The 17,327-nt window shown below is 69.0% G+C and carries 12 protein-coding genes; all 12 read left to right on the top strand.

Features of this window, described 5'->3' with window-relative positions:
* Positions 1 to 5: 5 nt before the first annotated feature.
* The gene (gene murF, locus SX243_01945) at positions 6 to 1,409 is read left to right on the top strand and encodes a UDP-N-acetylmuramoyl-tripeptide--D-alanyl-D-alanine ligase (GenBank protein ID MDY7091714.1); all 1,404 of its coding nucleotides are present in this window, start codon (positions 6 to 8) and stop codon (positions 1,407 to 1,409) included.
* Entirely contained in the window at positions 1,409 to 2,494 is a 1,086-nt protein-coding gene (gene mraY / locus SX243_01940; protein MDY7091713.1) for a phospho-N-acetylmuramoyl-pentapeptide-transferase, read from the top strand. Before murF ends, mraY begins: the two co-directional genes overlap by 1 nt.
* A 26-nt stretch (positions 2,495 to 2,520) precedes the next feature.
* Positions 2,521 to 3,960 carry a UDP-N-acetylmuramoyl-L-alanine--D-glutamate ligase gene (murD, locus tag SX243_01935; GenBank protein MDY7091712.1) on the top strand — a complete coding sequence of 480 codons (1,440 nt, stop codon included), beginning with the start codon at positions 2,521 to 2,523 and terminating at the stop codon, positions 3,958 to 3,960.
* Positions 3,953 to 5,038 (top strand): putative lipid II flippase FtsW, encoded by a 1,086-nt coding sequence (gene ftsW / locus SX243_01930; protein MDY7091711.1) that lies wholly within the window; start codon positions 3,953 to 3,955, stop codon positions 5,036 to 5,038. Before murD ends, ftsW begins: the two co-directional genes overlap by 8 nt.
* 4 nt (positions 5,039 to 5,042) lie before the next feature.
* Positions 5,043 to 6,233, top strand: coding sequence for an undecaprenyldiphospho-muramoylpentapeptide beta-N-acetylglucosaminyltransferase (murG, locus tag SX243_01925; GenBank protein ID MDY7091710.1), 1,191 nt, complete (start codon positions 5,043 to 5,045; stop codon positions 6,231 to 6,233).
* Positions 6,230 to 7,639: a UDP-N-acetylmuramate--L-alanine ligase gene (gene murC / locus SX243_01920; protein MDY7091709.1), complete on the top strand. Its 1,410-nt coding sequence runs from the start codon at positions 6,230 to 6,232 to the stop codon at positions 7,637 to 7,639. Before murG ends, murC begins: the two co-directional genes overlap by 4 nt.
* Positions 7,636 to 8,706: an FtsQ-type POTRA domain-containing protein gene (locus SX243_01915; GenBank protein ID MDY7091708.1), complete on the top strand. Its 1,071-nt coding sequence runs from the start codon at positions 7,636 to 7,638 to the stop codon at positions 8,704 to 8,706. The genes murC and SX243_01915 overlap by 4 nt, the downstream gene beginning before the upstream one ends.
* 5 nt (positions 8,707 to 8,711) lie before the next feature.
* Complete coding sequence (gene ftsA, locus SX243_01910; GenBank protein MDY7091707.1) at positions 8,712 to 9,950, top strand: cell division protein FtsA; 1,239 nt, start codon at positions 8,712 to 8,714, stop codon at positions 9,948 to 9,950.
* Between the two features lie 75 nt (positions 9,951 to 10,025).
* Positions 10,026 to 11,276, top strand: coding sequence for a cell division protein FtsZ (gene ftsZ, locus SX243_01905; GenBank protein MDY7091706.1), 1,251 nt, complete (start codon positions 10,026 to 10,028; stop codon positions 11,274 to 11,276).
* Between the two features lie 150 nt (positions 11,277 to 11,426).
* Positions 11,427 to 12,806: a sigma-54 dependent transcriptional regulator gene (locus SX243_01900; GenBank protein ID MDY7091705.1), complete on the top strand. Its 1,380-nt coding sequence runs from the start codon at positions 11,427 to 11,429 to the stop codon at positions 12,804 to 12,806.
* Positions 12,807 to 13,253: 447 nt separating this feature from the next.
* Positions 13,254 to 15,647: a serine/threonine-protein kinase gene (locus SX243_01895; GenBank protein ID MDY7091704.1), complete on the top strand. Its 2,394-nt coding sequence runs from the start codon at positions 13,254 to 13,256 to the stop codon at positions 15,645 to 15,647.
* Positions 15,648 to 15,756: 109 nt separating this feature from the next.
* The coding region (locus tag SX243_01890) for a thiamine pyrophosphate-dependent enzyme (protein ID MDY7091703.1) at positions 15,757 to 17,327 on the top strand (1,571 nt) is incomplete at its 3' end.

The raw sequence follows: 17,327 nt of genomic DNA, 5'->3' as shown, positions 1-17,327 counted from the left end.
CGAAGATGATGCAAGGCCAGGTGATATCCGGCGATCCCCAGACCCGCTGTCGCGGCGTGGAGATCGACTCCCGCCGTTTGCGCGGCGGCGAGCTCTTCTTCGCCCTCCCCGGCGAACGGGTGGACGGCCACCGCTTCGTCGACGCCGCCCTCGACGCCGGTGCCGCCGGCGCGGTGGTGGAAGCCCGCTGGGCCCGCGCCCGCTCTTTCTCCGCCGGCCAGGTCTTGGTGCAGGTGGAAGACGGCCTGTCCGCCCTCCACGCCCTGACCGCCGGGATTCGCCGCCAGATGGGTGGCCAAGTCGTGGGAATCACCGGCTCCGCCGGCAAGACCACCACCAAAGAGCTCCTGGCGTCGATGCTCGGGCGCCGCTTCCGGGTCGCCCGTAGCCCGGGAAATTTCAACAATCTCCTGGGCTTCCCCATCGCCCTGGCGGCGATCCCCGAGGACACGCAGTGGATGGTGGCGGAGATGGGCATGTCCCAGCCGGGAGAGCTGGGCCGCCTGTCGCGGCTGGCGCGGCCGGACGTGGCGGTCTACACCAACGTGCGGCCGGCCCACCTGGAGTTCTTCGGCTCCCTGGACGCCATCGGCAACGCCAAGGGTGAGCTTCTCGAAGGCTTGCCGGCGGACGGCCTGGTGGTGATCAACGGCGACGACCCCCAGGTGCGCCGCATCACCGCCGAGCACCGCGGGCCGAAAGTGATCTACGGCTCCTCCGACGACGCCCAAGTGCGCGCAGAGAACGTGCGTCCGGACCCACGAGGAGGCAGCCGATTCGAGCTGACCCTCGGCGAAGACCGCACGCCGGTGCGCCTGCGCCTTCATGGCCCCTACAACGTCGAGAACTGCCTAGCCGCCGCCGCTTGCGCCTGGAGCCTGGGCGTGCCGGCGCCGGAAATCGCCGCCGCCGTCGAGGCGGTGGCGCCGGTGGCGGGCCGAGGCACGGTGCATCACCGGGTGGGGGACGTCACCATCATCGACGACGCCTACAACGCCAACCCCGACGCCGTCACCCGCGCCCTGGACGGCGCCCGCAACCTGCCGGGCCGGCGCCATTGGGCCGTGCTGGGGGACATGTTGGAGCTGGGTCCCGACGCCCCAGAGTTTCACTGTCAGATCGGCGAAGCTGCCGCCAAGCGTGCCTTCGCAACCGTCTTCGCCGTTGGCAAGCTGGCCCGCGACGTGGTGCAGGGTTTCGGCAACGCCGGAGAGAGTCGGGCCTTCGCCACCGCCGAGGCCGCCGCCGGCCCCGCCGTCGCCGAGCTGCGGGACGGCGACGTGGTGCTGGTCAAGGGCTCCCGTGGCGTGGGGCTGGACGCGGTGGTCGACGCTCTGCTCGAAGCTCGTCCCAGCGCCGACGACGAGACTCCGGAAGAAAACGGGGCTACGGAAGGAGAGGTGAACTGATGCTCTACCACCTCCTCTTCCCCCTGAGCGAAGAATTCGCCCTGCTCAACGTCTTCCGGTACATCACCTTCCGGGCGGCAGGGGCGATCATCACCGCACTGCTGCTGTCGGTGATCTTCGGACCGTGGTTCGTGCGCACCCTGCGGCGGCTGTCCATCGGTCAGAACATCCGCGACGTCGGCCCCGACAGTCACCAGGTGAAGGCCGGTACCCCCACCATGGGCGGGCTGCTCATCCTCTTCGCCCTGATGACCTCCACCCTGCTGTGGGCCAACCTGGAGAATTTCTACGTCTGGCTGGTGCTCCTCACCACCGCCGCCTTCGGCGCCATCGGCTTTGCCGACGACTGGCTCAAGGTGCGCAACCGGCGCAATCTGGGCCTGACGGCGCGGACCAAATTCCTCCTCCAAGCGCTGGCGGCGGGAGCTGCCGGAGTCTGCTTGCTGATGTGGGCGCCGGACGATCCCCTGCGGGCCACCCTCACCTTCCCGTTCTTCAAGAACATCATGCTCTATCTGGGCGCGTTCTACGTGCCGTTCATGATGTTGGTGCTGGTGGGCTGCTCCAACGCCGTCAACCTCACCGACGGCCTCGACGGGTTGGCCACCGGCGCCACCCTCATCGCCGCCAGCACCTACGCCATCCTGACCTATGTGGCAGGCCATCGCCTGGTGGCGGAGTACCTCCAGGTGGCCTATGTGGCGGGCCTCGGCGAAGTGGCCATCTTCTGCGCCGCCTTGAGCGGGGCGAGCCTGGGCTTCCTGTGGTTCAACGCCCACCCGGCGGAAGTCTTCATGGGGGACGTGGGCTCGCTGTCCATCGGCGCCGCCATCGGCAGCGTCGCCGTCCTCGCCAAGCAGGAGCTCCTGCTGGTGGTGGTGGGCGGCCTCTTCGTCATGGAGGCCCTGTCGGTAATTCTGCAGGTGACCTCGTTCAAACTCACCGGACGGCGCATCTTCCGCATGGCGCCGCTCCATCACCATTTCGAGCTCGCCGGCTGGGCGGAACCGAAGATCATCGTGCGCTTCTGGATTCTGGCGCTGATCTTCGGCCTCATGGGCCTGGCCACGCTCAAACTGCGCTGACCCACGAATCGGAGAACCATTCCTTCATGAGCTCCCCCACCCCCGCTCTCCAACCCGTCCGCGGCGAAGACCTCCATCGCCGCTGGGGCGGCCCGCGCCCGTGGCGCCGGGTGCTGGTCTACGGCCTCGGCCTGTCCGGGCGTTCGGCGGCGCGGCTGCTGCTGGCCAGCGGGCTGGCGGTGGTGGCGGTGGACCGTCGGCAGGCGCCAGAGCTGGAGCTCGGCGAGCTGGCGGAGGCGGATGGCTTCCAGCTCCTACCAGGCGGCGAAGAGGGGGCCCTGCCAAAAGACCTCGACGCCGTAGTGCTGAGCCCCGGCGTGCCGGCGGACCGGCCGTTGCTCGCCGCCGCCCGCCAGGGGAAGCTGCCGGTGATCTCCGAGGCGGAGCTGGCCCTGGCGTGGATCCGCGGGCCGGTTTTGGCCATCACCGGCACCAACGGCAAGAGCACCACCACCGAGCTCGCCGGCGCCATGCTGCGCGCCGCGGGGCTGGAGGTCGAGGTGTGCGGCAATATCGGCGCGCCGGTGACGGAGCGGGTGCTGGCCGGTGCTCACCGCGCCTTCGTGGTGGAGCTGTCGAGCTTCCAGCTGGAGTCCATGCCCACCCTGCGGCCGCGGGCGGCGGCGCTCCTCAATCTAGCCCCGGACCATCTGGACCGCTATCCCGACCTGGCCGCTTACGGCGCCGCCAAAGCGCAGATTTTCGCCCACCAGGAGCCCGGCGACTGGGCGGTGGTCAACGGCGACGATCCCCAGGTGCTCGCCCTGGTGCACGATCTCAAAGCCCGGCGGCGCTCCTTCTCCCGCCGCGAGGCGGTGCAGGACGGCTGCCGCCTGGAAGGGGAGGACGTGGTGGAGCACAGCCCCGGTGCCGAGCCCCGGCTGCTCTTCTCCCGCGATCAGCTGCCCCTGGCCGGCGCCCACAATCTGGAGAACGCCATGGCCGCGGCGCTGCTGGCCCGTGCCCTGGACGCCCAGCCGGAACATCTCCAGGCGGCCCTGGGAGAGTTCCGGGGCCTGCCTCACCGCATGCAGCGGGTGGCGGAGATCGCCGGCGTCACCTACTTCGACGACTCCAAGGGCACCAACGTCGCCGCCGCGGTGAAATCCCTCGAAGGCCTCCCCGACGGCCGGGTGCACCTGATCCTCGGCGGCCGCCACAAAGGCGACGACCTGGCACCTCTGGCTCGCCTGGCAGCGGTCAAAGCACAGCGGGTCTACCTCATCGGCGAAGCGGCGGAGGAAATGTCCACCGCCCTCGGCAGCGCTGTTGCCCAGGAGCACTCCGGCACTCTCGAAGCGGCGGTCTCCTCCGCCGCCCGGCGAGCCCGCTCCGGCGACGTAGTGCTGCTCTCCCCGGCCTGCGCCAGCTTCGACCAATTCACCAGCTTCGCCCACCGCGGACAACGCTTCCAGGAATTGGTGCAGAAGCTAGAGCAGGATCTCGAAGGAGGGCAGCATGGCTAAGAAGCTCGCCTTCGACAAGATCCTCTTCACCGCCATTGTCAGCCTGGTGGGCTTCGGCCTGCTGATGGTCTACTCCGCTAGCGCCGCCGTCGCCCGGGACTCCGCCGGGGTGATCAATCCCTTCCTGGTCAAGCAGACCTTGGCCGCCGCCGTCGGCCTGGTAGCCATGGGCATCACCATGCACATGGACTACCAGCAGCTGCGGCGGCCGGTGGTGATCTACGGCTTGTTGATCGGGCTGATGGTGCTTCTATGCCTGGTGCTCTTCTCGGCGCCGGTAAACAACGCCCGCCGCTGGTTCCACCTCGGCGGCGTCTCGCTCCAGCCCTCGGAGCTCGCCAAGCTGGCGGTGATCCCCTTCCTCGCCTACCAGATCGACCGCAAGTGGGAGCGCATCAACCACCCCCACTTCCTGATCCCCTGCGCCGCGGTGCTGGGCATGGTGGCGGGGCTGATCCTGCTGCAGCCGGACCTGGGCACGGCAGTGCTGCTCGTGGGCACCGCCGCGGTGACGGTCTTCCTCGCCGGCCTCGCCTGGCGCTACGTGGTGGGCATGGTGCTGGCGGGGATCCCCCTGGTCTATCTGCTGGTGATCATCGCCCCCTACCGCGCCCAACGCCTGACCACCTTCCTGGATCCCGACAAGGATCCTCTGGGCAGCGGCTTCCAGGTGCTGCAAAGTCTCATCGCCGTGGGCTCCGGCGGGATCACCGGCCTGGGTCTGGGGCAGAGTCTGCAAAAGCTCTACTTCCTGCCCCACCCCCACTCCGACTTCGTCTTCGCCATCATCTGCGAGGAGCTGGGGATGATCGGCGCCGTGCTGGTGCTGGTGGCCTTCGGCGTCCTGCTGTGGCGCGGCGGCGTCGCCGGCCTCGAGGCGCCGGATCGCTTTGGCACCTTCCTGGCCTGGGGCGTCACCGCCCTCATCGGCCTCCAGGCCTTCTTCCACATCAGCGTTTCGTTGGCGCTCCTGCCCACCAAGGGCATCCCGTTGCCGTTCATCTCCTACGGCGGATCCTCCCTGGTCAGCACCATGGCTGCCTGCGGGGTTCTGCTCAACGTTTCCCAACATGGATGATGCGATGGCCCGCGCCCATGTTTCCCCGACCCTCCACGTGCTGCTCGCCGGCGGTGGCACCGGCGGTCACGTCTTTCCCGCCCTCACGGTGGCGGAAGAGCTGCGCTCCCGGGGGCATCAGGTGAGCTTCGCCGGAGCACCCCACGGTCTGGAAGCCCGGCTGGTGCCGGCCCACGGAGTGGATTTCCATCCGCTGCCGGCGCGGCCTGTGGTGGGGCAGGGCCTGTGGGGCAAGGCGCGGGCAGCGGCAACGCTGGCGACCTCGGCGCTGCGCGGCCGGGCTCTGTGCCGGCGGCTGGGCGCCGACGTGGTCCTGGGCACCGGCGGCTACGCCTCGGCGCCGGCGGTGCTGGGAGCGCGGCTGGCGGGTCGGCCGGTGATGCTTCTGGAGCCCAACGCCCACGCCGGCGTCGCCAACCGCATGCTCTCCCGCTGGTCGTCGGAAGCGGCGGTAGCCTACGCCCGAACGGTGCCGGAGCTGCGCTGCCCGGCCCGAGTCACCGGCGCCCCGGTGCGCAGCCGCTTCTTCAAGCTGGCTCCCATGGCCGATCCCCGAGAAGCACCCGCCGGCCTCGAGGTGCTGATTCTCGGCGGCAGCCAGGGGTCGGCGCAGCTGAATCGGGCGGTACCCCGGGCGCTGGCGCGCATCGCACCCGCCCTCGGGAAGCTCTCCGTCGGGAAGGTGAGAGTGCTGCACCAATGCGGCGCCGCCCACGCCGCCGCCACCGAAGAAGCCTATCGCCGCGCTCTGACCGAGACGGGAAGCGAGGTCGACACCGAACAGCCGCCGACCATCGAGGTCACTCCCTTCCTGGAAGACGTCGCCGGCGCCATGGAGCGCGCCCACCTGCTGATCTCCCGAGCCGGCGCCATGACCCTGGCGGAGATCTGCGCCGCCGGCCGGCCATCGGTGTTGATTCCCCTGGCGGCGGCCCTGGCGCACCAGATGGACAACGCCCGAACCCTGGAGAGTGCCGGCGCCGCCCGGGTGCTGGACGGCGCCACCCTCGACGACGAAGTGCTGGCCGAAACTCTGCTGGGGCTGCTGGCGGATCCCGACCAGCTGATGACCATGGCCAGCGCCGCCCGTTCCCTGGCGCGGCCGGAAGCTTCCTCCGACATCGCCGACCGGCTGGAAGCGCTGGCAGGCCTCCAAGGCTCGGCGAGCCACGAAGGTCCGGGGGAAGCATCATGACCATGATGTTCCAACGCTTCTCCGGCCTCTCCCGAGTGCATTTCGTCGGCATCGGCGGCGCCGGCATGTCGAGCATCGCCGAGGTGCTGCTGGAGTACGACTTCACGGTCACCGGCTCGGACCAGGCGGACAACGAGACCACCCAGCGCCTGAGCCGGCTGGGCATCGACGTGCGTCACGGCCACGACCCCGAGCACGTGGAGGGCGCCGACCTGGTGGTCGTGTCCTCGGCGATTCCGGCGGACAATCCGGAGCTTATGGAAGCCCGCCGCCAGGGCATCACCGTGGTCGGCCGGGCGGAGATGCTCGGGGAGCTGATGCGGCTCAAGTACGGCATCGCTGTCGCTGGCACCCACGGCAAGACCACCACCACCTCCCTCATCGGCACTCTGCTGACGGAAACCGGCCTCGACCCGACGGTGATCGTCGGCGGACGACTGCGGGTCACCGGCACCGGCGCCCGGCTGGGGCGCAGCGACCTGATGGTGGCGGAGGCGGACGAATACGACCGCAGCTTCCTGCGCCTCTCCCCCATCGTGGCGGTGATCACCTCCATCGACAGTGACCACCTGGACACCTACCGCGACCTGGCGGAGATCGAGGAAGCCTTCATCACCTTCGCCCGCCGGGTGCCCTTCTTCGGCCGCGTGGTGCTGTGCCTGGACGACCCCAACATCCAGCGCATCCTCCCGCGGCTGGCGGACCGGCGCGTGCTGACCTACGGCCTGACGCCCCAGGCGGACCTGTCGGCTGCTGAGCTCGAAAGCCTGCCCTGGGGCACCCGCTTCAAGGTGGTGGATTCCGAGGCCGGCGAGCTGGGAACTTTAGAAGTCCCCATCCCCGGTCAGCACAACGTCGCCAACGCCCTGGCGGCGGTGGCGGTGGCGCGCAGCGTCGGTCTGGAGCAGCCGGAACTGGCCCGCGCCCTGGCCTCCTTCGGCGGCGTCCACCGTCGCTTCGAGCAGGTGGGCAGCTGGCACGGCGCGCGGGTGGTGGACGATTATGCCCACCATCCCACGGAAGTGGCGGCGGCCCTCAAGGCAGCGCGGCAGGTGAGCGGCAGCGGCCGGGTCATCGCGATCTTCCAGCCCCATCTCTACAGCCGCACCGCAGCCCTGGCGGAGGACTTCGGCCGCGCTCTGCTGGCGGCGGACCGGGTGCTGGTCACCGACGTCTACGGCTCCCGGGAAGAGCCGGTGGAGGGCGTCACCGGCGAGCTGGTGGTTTCCGCCGCCCGCCGTAGCGGCCATCGCCAGGTAGAGCATTGCCCGACCTGGCAGGAAGCGCCGGAGCGGCTGGCCCAGACGGTGCAGGAGGGAGACCTGGTGATCACCCTGGGCGCCGGCGACGTCTATCGCCTGGCGGCGCAGCTGGCCGAGGCCCCCACCCCGGAGGTCCCGGCATGAGCCGCGCACTGAAAGCAGAGGCCATGCTGGATCCCGCCACCGGGCCGGATCTGGAGGCTCGGGAGCTGGACAACCCCGAGGGCCCTCGGACCACCGCGCGGCCCCGGCCGGTACCTCAACAGCGCCCCGTACCGCAAAGACCGTGGCGCCCGGCCACCGCCGGCCATCCCCATCGGGTTCCGGGGCCGTCGTCCTTCGACGACAACATCGTGCCCCGATTCCGCCGTCGCCGCGCCCCGGCCCACAATCGCCACCGCTGGCGCCGCACGTGGCGGGTGCTCCGCAGCCTGCTGCTCCTGGCGTGGTCCGTCGGCCTACCCATGGCCCTGGTGGCCTGGCTGTTCACCGCCCCCCAGCTCTCCTTCCGCCAGCTCGAGGTCCATCCCTCCCCGCGGGTGCAAGAAGCCTGGGTCGCGCAGCAGCTGGCCACCCTGCGCGGCCGCAACCTGCTGATGCTGCCTCTGGAAGAGGTCCGCAGCCGACTCCTCGAGCACCCCTGGGTGGCCGGAGCGGCGGTACAAAAGCGTCTGCCGGACGGCCTCGAGATCGAGCTGGTGGAGCATCAGCCGGCGGCGCTGCTGGAGCTGGGGGAGCAGGCGCTCCTGGTCAACCCCCGGGGGGAGATCATTGCCCCGCTGGGCCCCGAGGAGGACGCCGGCGAGCTGCTGCGGCTGCGGAGCACCTGGCATGGCGCGGACACCGGCGAGACGCCGGCAGGTCCGAGCGCCCCGGAAGATTGGGGCACCCCGGCGGATTGGCGCCGGGCCCTGGCGGTGGCGGCTGAATTCGACCGCGTTCCCGGTGCCTGGAAAGGCCGCCTGGAAGCGGTGGAAGTCCTCGGAGACGACGACTTCCGTCTGTACGCAACGAAGCTGCCCTTCCCGCTGGTGGTGCGGGCGGGCAGCTTGGAGGAGAAGGTCGGCTACCTGGCCCGACTGCTGCCGGAGATTCGGCAGCGGTACGGCAAGGTGCGGGCCGTCGATCTGCGCTTCGCGCGGAGAATTGTCTTGCAACCCGAGAAGGGCCAGGCCGCCGCGGCGGCTGCCCCGACTCCGAGCAGAGGGTGAGGCGAATGGCCAAACCGCAGAACTACCTGGTAGGAATCGACATCGGCTCGTCGAAGATCGGCGTGCTCATCGGCCTGTGCGACGAGCAGGGCCAGATCGAGGTCGTGGGCAAGGGCGATGCCCCCAACCGCGGCACTCGCAAGGGCAACATCGTCAACGTCGAAGCGACCGTCGACGCCCTCAAGCAGGCGAGTGAGGAAGCCGAGGTGATGGCGGGGGTGGAGATTTCCCGCGCCTACGTCGGGGTCGCCGGGGCGGATATTCGCAGCATCAACTGCCGCGGCATGGTCTCCGTCAAACGCAAAGACCGGGAGATCACCCGCGAGGACATCCAGCGGGTGCTGGACGCGGCGCAGAACGCGGCGCTGCCCTCGGATCGGGAGATCCTCCACGCCATTCCCCAGGAGTTCCTGGTGGACGAGCAGGGCGGCATCTCCGAGCCCTTGGGCATGCTCGGCAGCCGGCTGGAAGTGATGCTGCACCTGGTCACCGGCAACGTCACCCGCTCCAAGACCCTGCTGACCTGCGTCAACCGCGCCGGCATCGAGGTAGCGGAGATGGTCTTCGAGCCTCTGGCCACCGCCGAGACGGTGCTCACCGAGGACGAGCGGGAGCTGGGGGTGCTGTTGCTGGACATCGGCGGCGGCACCACCGAGTACTCCCTCTTCGTCGACGGCGAGGTCCAGCACAGCGGCGTGCTGCCGGTGGCGGCGGGCCACTTCACCAACGACCTGGCGATGGTGCTGCGCACGCCCTTCGCCGAAGCCGAACGGCTGAAGGTGCGGGAGGGCTGCTGCCTGGCCCACATGGTGAGCGACGACGAGGGCATCTCGGTGCCGACGGTGGCCGGCGGCACCACCCGGGTGGTGCCCCGCCGGGAGCTCTGCGACATTCTGCAGCCGCGGGCGGAAGAGCTCTTCACCTTGCTCCAGGACGAAATGCTGCGCCACGGCTTCGAGGAGCCGCCGCGGGCCGGGGTGGTGCTCACCGGCGGCGGCGCCAAGCTCGACGGCCTGCTGGAGATGGCGGAGCAGATCTTCAACACCGGAGTGCGCTACGGCCTGCCGCGGGGCCTGGGCGGGCTGGTGGACGTGATCAACAGCCCGCGCTGGTGCACCGCCTCCGGCCTGCTGCGCTGGGGCCATACCGCGGAGCAGAATCAGAATCGCAAACGCCGCCGCAGTCACTTCAGCGTACGCAGCGTCATGGGCAGCCTGCGCGGCATGTTCGAGGACCTTCTCTAACCAGTTTTACGGAACTAGCGAGCGTGGATCGCCAAGCTCCAACGTTTTGCAGGAATAACCCAAAGGGGGAACGCCATGATTCTTTTCGACGAACAGGAAGAGCCGGAAGTCGCTCCCGCACCTCCTCAGGAGGCTACCCGGAGCGACGTGGTGCCGGCTCGCATCCAGGTCATCGGCGTCGGCGGTGGCGGCGGTAACGCCGTCAACCGGATGATCGCCGCGGATCTCGGTGGTATCGAGTTCATCGCCGCCAACACCGATCTCCAGGCGCTGAATAAGTGCCAGGCGCCGACCAAGCTGCAGATCGGCCAGCTCCTGACCAAGGGGCTGGGGGCCGGCTCGGATCCGGAAATGGGCCGCAAGGCGGCGCTGGAGGATACGGAGCAGATCCTCTCTCTGCTGGACGGCTCCGACATGATCTTCATCACCGCCGGCCTGGGCGGCGGCACCGGCACCGGCGCCGCCCCCATCATCGCTTCCCTGGCGTCGGAGATCGGCGCCTTGACGGTGGCGGTGGTGACCAAGCCCTTCACCTTCGAAGGCCGGCGGCGCCAGCAGCTGGCGGAGAAGGGCATCGAGGAGCTGCGCTCGGCGGTGGACACGCTGATCACCATTCCCAACGAGCGGCTGCTGAGCTTCGTCGACCGCGGCACGCCGCTGTCCGAGGCGTTCCGCATCGCCGACGACGTGCTGCGCCAGGCGGTGCAGGGCATCAGCGACCTGATCACCGTGCCCGGTGAAATCAACGTCGACTTCGCCGACGTGCGCACCATCATGACCGGCATGGGCATGGCCCTCATGGGCACCGGCATCGCCAAGGGCGAGAACCGCGCCGTCGAGGCGGCCCAGCGGGCCATCTCCTCGCCGCTGCTGGAGGAAACCTCCATCCAGGGCGCCCAGGGAGTGCTGATCAACATCTCCGGTGGCCGCGACCTGACCCTCCACGAGGTGGCGGAGGCGGCGGACATCATCTCCGAGGCGGTGGATCCGGACGCCAACATCATCTCCGGCATGGTGCTGGACGACGGCCTCGAGGAGGCCATGAAGGTCACCGTCATCGCCACCGGCTTCGAGATCAGCGACCGGCCCCACCGCTCGGCGCCGCGCTCCGAGCCGGTGATCACCCGGCGCCAGGAAACCGCCCCGCCGCCGGCGGTGGAGGAGCCCGAAGCGGAACCGGTGGAAGAGCCGGTGGAGGACGAGATGCCTTTCTACCGCAAGGTCATCGCCCACAACCAAGCCGATGATCCCGGCGGCTACGGACCCAACTGGTCCAACGTCGACGATTACGACATTCCGACGGTGCTGCGCAAGCAGATGGACTGACCGGCAGCGCCCGCCTCGGGGTCAGGGTGGAAGAGGCGGCGCCCGCCGGCAAGACTGCAACGACGAGCGGGGATCGGACGACGCGAATCCGCCGGCCGAGATCCGCCGAGCGTTATCAGCCGCCGGGCGGGCTGCTAAGATGAGCCGCCTATGAGCCACGGGAAATCCATCCAGGTCGTGCTCGCCGACGACGAGCGCCCGGTGCGCATCCTTCTGGAGCGCGACCTACCCGATGCCGGCCGCATGATCGTGGCGGTGAAGAGCGGTCAGGACGCCCTCGAATCCCCCCGGGAGAGCGACTACGACCAGGCGCTGCTGGACCTCAAGATCCCCTCCTTCGGCCGCCTGGAGAGCTTCCACCGCCGCGCCGACGGCGACAGCGGCGACGCGGACCTGCTGGTGCTCTCCGCCGAAGGAGCCGACGACCAGGCCTTCGACGCGGTCGACATCGAGCCCGAGGCCTACGACTTCCTCACCAAGCCCCTGCGCACCGACGACCTGCGCAAGCTCATCGAGGAGGCGGACTCGGTACGTAGCGAGGACACCGTCTCCTCCATTCTCGAACGGGTTCCCGGGTTTAGCCAGCTCAACGCCCCGGTGCTCGGCGAGAGCGCCGCCATGGTGCGGCTGTTGCAGCTGGTGGAGCGCATCGCCAGCTCCACCGCCACGGTCTTGATGCAAGGGGAGACGGGCTCCGGCAAGGGCATGGTGGCGCGGCTCATCCACGAGCTCAGCTCGCGGCGGGAAGCGCGCTTCGTCGCGATCAATTGCAGCGCCTTCCAGGACCACCTGCTGGAGAGCGAGCTCTTCGGTCACGAGAAGGGGGCTTTCACCGGCGCCGTCGCCACCAAGAAGGGCCTCTTCGAGGTCGCCGACCAGGGCACTCTCTTCCTCGATGAGGTGGCGGAGATGACTCACGCCATGCAGGCCAAGTTGCTCCAGGTCCTGGACGCCGGCGAGCTGCGGCGGGTCGGCGGCACCTCCCCGCGCAAGGTCGACGCGCGCATCATCGCCGCCACCAACAAGGACCTGCGCAAAGAGGTCGACGCTGGCAACTTTCGCGAGGACCTGCTCTTCCGGCTCAACGTGGTGACCCTGACGGTGCCGCCCCTGCGCAAACGCAGCGAGGAGATCCCGCAGCTGGTAGACGGCTTCCTCAAGCGCTTCCAGGGCCGCGGCCTGCCCCCCAAGACCTTTTCCGAGAGCGCCCTGAGCCTGATGCAGAGCTACTCTTGGCCGGGCAACGTGCGAGAGCTGGCCAACACCATCGAGGGCCTTCTCCTGCTGGTGCCCGAAGAGATCATCCAGCCCGACGACCTGCCACAAAACATCCGCCCCTCCCTGCGCGAGAATCAGACCGGCGAGCTGGTCACCGCCCCCGTGCCCCTGGCGGAGGTGGAGCGGCTGCACATCGAGCGCACGCTGCGCTACACCGAGGGCAAGAAGGCGCCGGCGGCGCGGCTCCTGGGCATCGACGTCAAGACCCTGAGCAAGAAGATCCGCGACTACGAGATCGAGCTTCCTTCCTAGCCGCCCTGTCCTCCGGCCCGGGCCCTGGCCGACGACCGCCCTGGAGAATCTCCCGGGGGGTGGAGAATCTCCCAGGGGAGCGATTTCCGGCATCAAGGAATTCCGAGCCCTTCTCCAACCCGATTCCAGTCCCGCAAGCCCCCAGACTCAGGGCCTCCGTCACTTTTTTTGATTTTTTTCCTGGATTTCCCGAAAGCTGGCACCGCCCTTGCTTTCTTATAGGGCGCACGCACAGCAAGGGTCCTTGATCGACCCAGGGAATGGAACGACATTCTCTCCTCACGCGGGAGCCCTCCTCAAGGCTCCCGCTTTTTTTATCTCCCGCTGACGGAAAAGGACGCCGAGACGCCCCGAGGGCTGAAAGGTGGAGCCGGGTACCGTACAATACCCCCTCAGGCTGGGGCTCGGTACGACGGTCGGCGAAGGCGGCCAGGGAGATTAGCCCGCGTGGACGAACGCAATACAGGAAGCATTCTCGACGGCAAGTACGAGGTCTTGGACCGCCTTGGTAGTGGCGGTATGGGGGATATTTACCTCGTGCGCCATCTGCATCTGGAGCAGAAACGGATCCTCAAGATCCTGCGTCGAGAGCTGGCGGAGGATACTGACGCCCAGAAGCGCTTTCTGCGGGAAGCGCGGCTAGCCACCGATCTCAAACACCCCAACGTCGCCATCCTCTACGACTACGCACGGCTGGAGGACGGCCACTTTTACACCGCCTGGGAGTACATCGACGGCGAGGACGTCGGCCGCTGGCTGGCGGACAAAGGCTGCTTTCCCATCCCCCTGGCGCTCCAGCTGGGGATCCAGGCCCTGCGCGGGCTGGAAGCGATCCACACCGCCGGGGTCGTCCACCGCGACGTCAGCCCCGACAACTTGATGATCACCCGCGACCGCCGTGGCCGGCACCTGCTCAAGATCATCGACCTGGGCCTGGCCAAGGCTCTGACCCCGGACCCCAAGCTCGAGGTCACCCAGGCGGGCACCTTCATGGGCAAGCTGCGCTACTGCTCCCCCGAGCAAGCCGGAGCCCTCAAGGGCGAAGGCCTGGACCGGCGTTCGGACCTATACTCCTTCGGCCTGGTGCTCTACGAGATGATCACCGGCCAAAGCCCCTTCGATGCCGAGAACGCCCCGGGCTCCGTCTTCAAGCGCCTCACCGAGGAGCCACTGCCCATGGTCGGCCGCAACCCCGAGGTGGAGGTCCCCTCGGAGCTCGACTTGGTGGTGCGCCGCTCCTTGGCCCGGGATCGGGACGACCGCTACGGCGATGCCATCGCCTTCATCGAAGCCCTGGAGCCGCTGCTGGAAGGTTTCGGCGGCCGCCCCAACACCGCCGCCCCGGCCCCCAAGAGCGCCGAGAGCGCGACCCGGCGCTCCGGCAGCCTGATCTCGAAGCAGGAGCGCGAAGACCTCCTCGCCCAGATCGATCGGGCGGCGCGGCGCATGAAGCAGACCACCCGCATGCTGGGGGAAGCGGAAGAGGCCGCCCGCGACGGCAAGGTGGAGGAAGCTCGGCGCATCGCCCAGGAGCTCGAGGCCAGCCATCCTCGGGCCAGCGGTCTGGTAGAGCTCAAGGAGCTGCTGGCGGAGGTCGACCCGAGCCGGATTCCTCCTCCCCGGCCACCGTCTGGGCCGCCCATCCCGACGCCGCCCACCCCGACATCCGAGGCGGCGCCGCAACCGCCGGAATCGGAGAAGCTCCCGGAAGCCGAGTCGCTGCCGGACTTCGCCCCCGGGGAAGCGCCAACCGGGAAAGCGCCAACCGGGGAAGCACCAGCCGAGGAGCCGCCACCGCCCGCCGTCACCGAGGCCGCCGCCCCCAGCGAAGAGCTGCCCGAGATTCCTCTTTCGGAACCCGAGCTGACGCCCTTGGACCCTTCCGAGACCGCTCCGCTTGAAGACTCCCGGGTCCTTCAGACGGTGCAGGACGAGCCCGAGGAGGAGGACGAAGCGGAAGCAGCCCCAGAGAGCCCTGAGGAAGAAGAGCCCGCTGGCATGAGCCCCGAGGAAGCCGTCCGCGAGGCGGAAGCGATGGTCGAGCGCTATCTCAAGGAGCGCAAGACCAAGCTCGCCACCCTCGCCCTCGACGCCCTCCTGGAGCTCCAACCGGAGCATCCGCGGCGCAAGGACTTCCAGGATTGGGTGCGGCTGATCAAAGAGGAAGAGCAGCAAGGGGAGCGCGCCCAAAAGGCCCTCGAAGCCGGCCGCGAAGCCCTGGCCCAGGGCAATGTCAAGGGGGCCCGCAAACAGCTGGAGCTCGTCGCCCGCCACGATCCCACCGGCGAGCTGGCGGATCAGCTGCAGGCGGAGATCGACGAGCTGAGCACCCGCCAAAGCCAGACCGAGGAATTCGCCACCCACAGCGTGCAATTCGAAGCGGCCCTGGCCGACGGCGATGTCGACAAAGCGGACGAAATCTACCGCCAGCTGACGGACCTCGGCGTCGCCAAGGTCACCCTCACCCTGTACGAAAAGCGACTGGCCACCGAGCGCAGCCGGCAGCGGGACCTGGAGGTCGTCGAACCATTCGAACAACGCATCGATGCGCGGCTGGAAGCGGAGGATTGGAAGGGGGCCCGGGAAGTGGTGCGGGAGCTTAGCGAAGCCCTGCCGGAAAGCCCGCTGCCGGCTCAGCTGCTGGACCGCGTCGACCGTCGGGAGCAACTGGCCCAACGCCAGCGCTCGGTGATCTACGGCGCCCAGCAGGTCCAGGAGTTCATCGCCGCCGGCGAGGCCGAGAAGGCCGGCCTGGCGCTGCGCATCCTGCGCCAGATGGATCCGGAGAACCCGGATTGGATCAGCCTCGAAGAACGGGTCGCCAGCCTCCGCAGCTCTTGAATCGGGCCTCAGCGGCCCGGGGGGATTGGCCTCTCGGCGCCGGATCCTCTAAAATCCCCGCCACCCCCGCCGTCACACCCATTCCTTTTGCCCCCGAGGTATCCCAACCGTGAATCGCTCCCTGGAAGCCCTCCGTCATTACGCCTTCATGAAGCTCGCCCGCGACCTCGACTCGCGCTTCGAGTCGCTGTTGCTCACCGGCCGCATCTCCAAGTGGTACAGCGAGGTGGGCAACGAAGCCACCACCGTCGCCTGCGGCCTCGCTCTGGGACCGGGGGATGTGCTGTGCTCGTTGCACCGAGACCTGGGAGCCATCCTGTCGGTGTACCTGGACCCGGCCCGCACCTTCCCCGGCTTTGACTTCGGCGAGCCGGACCAGCGTCGAGACGATCCGGTACGCCTACTCTACCGCCTCGCCTGTCAGCTGCTGGGTCGCGCCGACGGGTTCTCCCAAGGCATCGAGCGCTCCTTCCACTACGCCTTCATGGCGCCGGAGCAGGGCATCCGCCACGTCGGGATGATCAGCCACCTGGGCTCCATGATCCCGGTGGCCGCCGGCTGTGCCTTCGGTCTCCAGCGCCAGGGCGAGCAGCGGGTGGCGATGAACTTCATCGGCGACGGCGGAACCTCCACCGGCGACTTCCACGAGGGCCTCAACATGGCGGCGGTGTGGAAGCTGCCGCTGGTGCTGGTGGTAGAGAACAACCGCTACGCCTTCTCCACCCCGGTGAGCAGCCAATACGCCTGCGAATCCCTCGCCTCCCGCGGTGCTGGCTACGGCATCCCCGGCGTGCAGGTGGACGGCAACGATCCGCTGGCGGTGGCCCAGGTCGCAGCGGAAGCGGTGGCCCGCGCCCGCGCCGGTGAGGGTCCCACCCTCATCGAGGCGATGCTCGGCCGCATGCGCGGTCATAGCGAAGGGGACGACTCCCTCAAGGTAGTGCCGGAGAACGAGCTCGAGGCCTATGTGGCGGCGGATCCGGTCCCCGGCTTCGCTCGCCGCCTGGAAGCCGCGGGCCTCCTCGATGCCACCGTGCGCGAACGGCTCGACACTCGCATCGGCGAGCTGGTGGAGGAAGCTCTGTCGGCGGCTCTCGACTCCCCGCCACCGGAATCCGCCACCGCGCGGCGCCCGATCTTCGCCCCGGTGCCGGAGTCAACCCCCGACGCACCCACCGCGGCCCCGGAGGGCCCTCCGGCCAGCGAGGAATCCCCAAGCACCGAAAGGCCCCAGAGCACCTACGTGGAAGCCGTCCATCGAGCCCTCCAGGAGGAGATGGAGCGGGACGACCGGGTGGTGCTCATGGGCCAGGACATCGGCGTCTTCGAGGGCGCCTTCCGGGTCACCCGCGGACTCTGGCAGCGCTGGCCGGACCGCGTTCTGGACACCCCCATCGCCGAGAGCGGCACCCTCGGTATCGCCGCCGGTGCGGCGCTGCTGGGCTATCGGCCGGTGGTGGAAATGCAATTCGCCGACTTCATCTCCTGCGGCTTCAACCAGCTGGTCAACGTCGCCGCCAAGCTCCACTATCGCTGGCAGCTACCCTGCCCTTTGGTGGTGCGGCTACCCTCCGGCGGCGGCGTCGGCGCCGGCCCCTTCCACTCCCAGAACCCGGAGGGCTGGTTCGCTCACGTGGCCGGCCTCAAGGTCGTCTGCCCCGCCACCGCGGAGGACGCCCT

The sequence above is a fragment of the Acidobacteriota bacterium genome, from assembly GCA_034211275.1.
Lineage (GTDB): Bacteria > Acidobacteriota > Thermoanaerobaculia > Multivoradales > JAHZIX01 > JAGQSE01.
Note: the sequence above shows the minus strand (reverse complement) of the source record. Positions and strands in the feature narration are given on the sequence as shown.